This window comes from Nonomuraea lactucae (assembly GCF_003313395.1).
Lineage (GTDB): Bacteria > Actinomycetota > Actinomycetes > Streptosporangiales > Streptosporangiaceae > Nonomuraea > Nonomuraea lactucae.
The window spans coordinates 1-1680 of the sequence record NZ_QNFZ01000547.1 but is presented as its reverse complement, the minus strand read 5'-3'; the positions used below and the strand labels follow the sequence as shown (position 1 = coordinate 1680).

Here is a 1680-nt window from a genome sequence, read left to right as displayed (position 1 = left end):
GTCGCACGGGGGGATACCCGGTCCCCTGCCCTCGTCGCCCCAACGGATGCCCATATTCCGGCGCGGACGAGGACGCGGTCCGTGCTGGAACGACCGGGATTGTCACATCTCGAAGGGCTGGCCCGTCCTCCATACGCACACACCCGAACTGTGGAGGTTTCGATGAGCCCACGGCTCAGCCTGGCGGACCTGGTGACCGGCGGGACCAGCATGTCCGCCCCGCTGATCGCCGGCTCGTGCGGCGACTCGTACCTGTGCACGGCCCGGCCCGGCTACGACGTCCCCACCGGTGTCGGCGCCCCGCGCGGCGTCCGCGGCCTGCGCGCGCGCGAAGAAGCACGCCTGGGGCTTGAGGAAGCATGCCTTCGTGATCGTGTCCAGCCTTCAGTGAGACTGCCATGAGCACCGCGGACGTGCCGGCGGACAGGCCTCCCGCCCAGTCAGCGGCCAGGGCGAAGGCCGGAACCCGGACTGTGGCCTGGATCTCCTGCGTCGCCATGGCGCTGATGACGAGCGGCCTGGTCGCCAGCCCGCGGCCCTCTCCGACCAGGGCCGCAGCCACGACGCCGACCTGCACAAGGAAAGGAGCTACCTCGCCGGCCTCCACCTTCGCGCCGTGATGATCTGGACCACAGGCCTCACCCGGACCACCCCTTGATCACAACCCGATACCTAGGGGGCAACAGCGATTATCTGATGCGACCGGTCCTTGTCATGCTCTGTTGATGGGGCCTATGAACAGCAGGAACTTTAGCGCCGGATCCTGTTCCGATGTTGCTCATCGCCTTGCGCTCAGTCGAGCATCGCGGTGGCATCGACCTCGACCAGGATGTCGGGCTCGGCCAGTGCGGCGACGCCTATCCCTGTAAGCGGCGGGAGCGGGGTGGTGATGCCCAGCTTCTTGGAGGCCCGGGCGACGCCCTCCACGAACTGGGGCATCTTGTCGGGGGTCCAGTCGACGAGGTAGACGGTCAGTTTCGTCACGTCGTCGAAGGAGCCGCCGACCTCGGCCAGGGCGGTGGCGACGTTGAGGTAGCACTGCTCGACCTGGGCGGCGAGGTCGCCCTTGCCGACCGTGCGCCCGTCGGCATCCCAGGCGACCTGGCCGGCGATGGAGACCAGCTTCGATCCGGTGGCGACCGACACCTGCCGGTAGATGTCGATCTTCGCCAGTCCTTTGGGGTTCACCAGGGTGATGCCCTTGCTGACTGCTCCTCGTGGTGAGGGCGCGTGGGTCTGGGGTCCGTCTTTCGGGACGGGCGCGCCGCCGCATGCGGCGAGGAGAAGGAGCCCAGCCGTGGCCGTGACCGCCAGTACGGTTGGGTTTTTGCGCAGTTTCATATGACCCTCCAGGGGGCTGAGTGCAGCAGATCATATGTATCGTTCCAAAAGCATAGCATAGCTATGCTATGGTTTCTAGCGCCATGGCGAGGACGAAGGATCCAGCGGTCCGCTTCTCCGGTACAGAATCCACGATCTTCGCGCAGCGCTGTTCGACCGTGTGGGCCGGTGCGCCCATGGCCTCGGCGGTCACTGCCGAGGTCGGAGTCCGAGAGGGTTACGCAGGCTTTCGACGGGGGCTCGAAGTCGGCAACCCCATAAATGTCGCTCTATCTGGACATTCCCGCCATAACGCGGTCGACGATTCCCTGGGTGCCCTCCTGGCGCGCGCAGTGGGCG

The 1680-nt window shown here is 66.5% G+C and carries 3 protein-coding genes; 2 read left to right on the top strand and 1 reads right to left on the bottom strand.

Annotation, left to right across the window (positions count from 1 at the left end; genetic code table 11):
* Positions 1-162 precede the first annotated feature (162 nt).
* Positions 163-402: a hypothetical protein gene (locus tag DQW85_RS44780; protein WP_162795287.1), complete on the top strand. Its 240-nt coding sequence runs from the start codon at positions 163-165 to the stop codon at positions 400-402.
* Between the two features lie 390 nt (positions 403-792).
* Here the strand turns inward: DQW85_RS44780 and DQW85_RS23445 are convergent, their stop codons facing one another.
* A complete protein-coding gene (locus DQW85_RS23445; RefSeq protein ID WP_113702246.1) occupies positions 793-1341 on the bottom strand; it encodes a Rid family hydrolase in 549 nt (182 codons plus the stop codon).
* An 83-nt stretch (positions 1342-1424) separates the two neighbouring features.
* Here DQW85_RS23445 and DQW85_RS46030 point away from each other — a divergent pair.
* A partial coding sequence (locus DQW85_RS46030; RefSeq protein ID WP_205315351.1) for a hypothetical protein occupies positions 1425-1680 on the top strand: 256 nt, incomplete at its 3' end.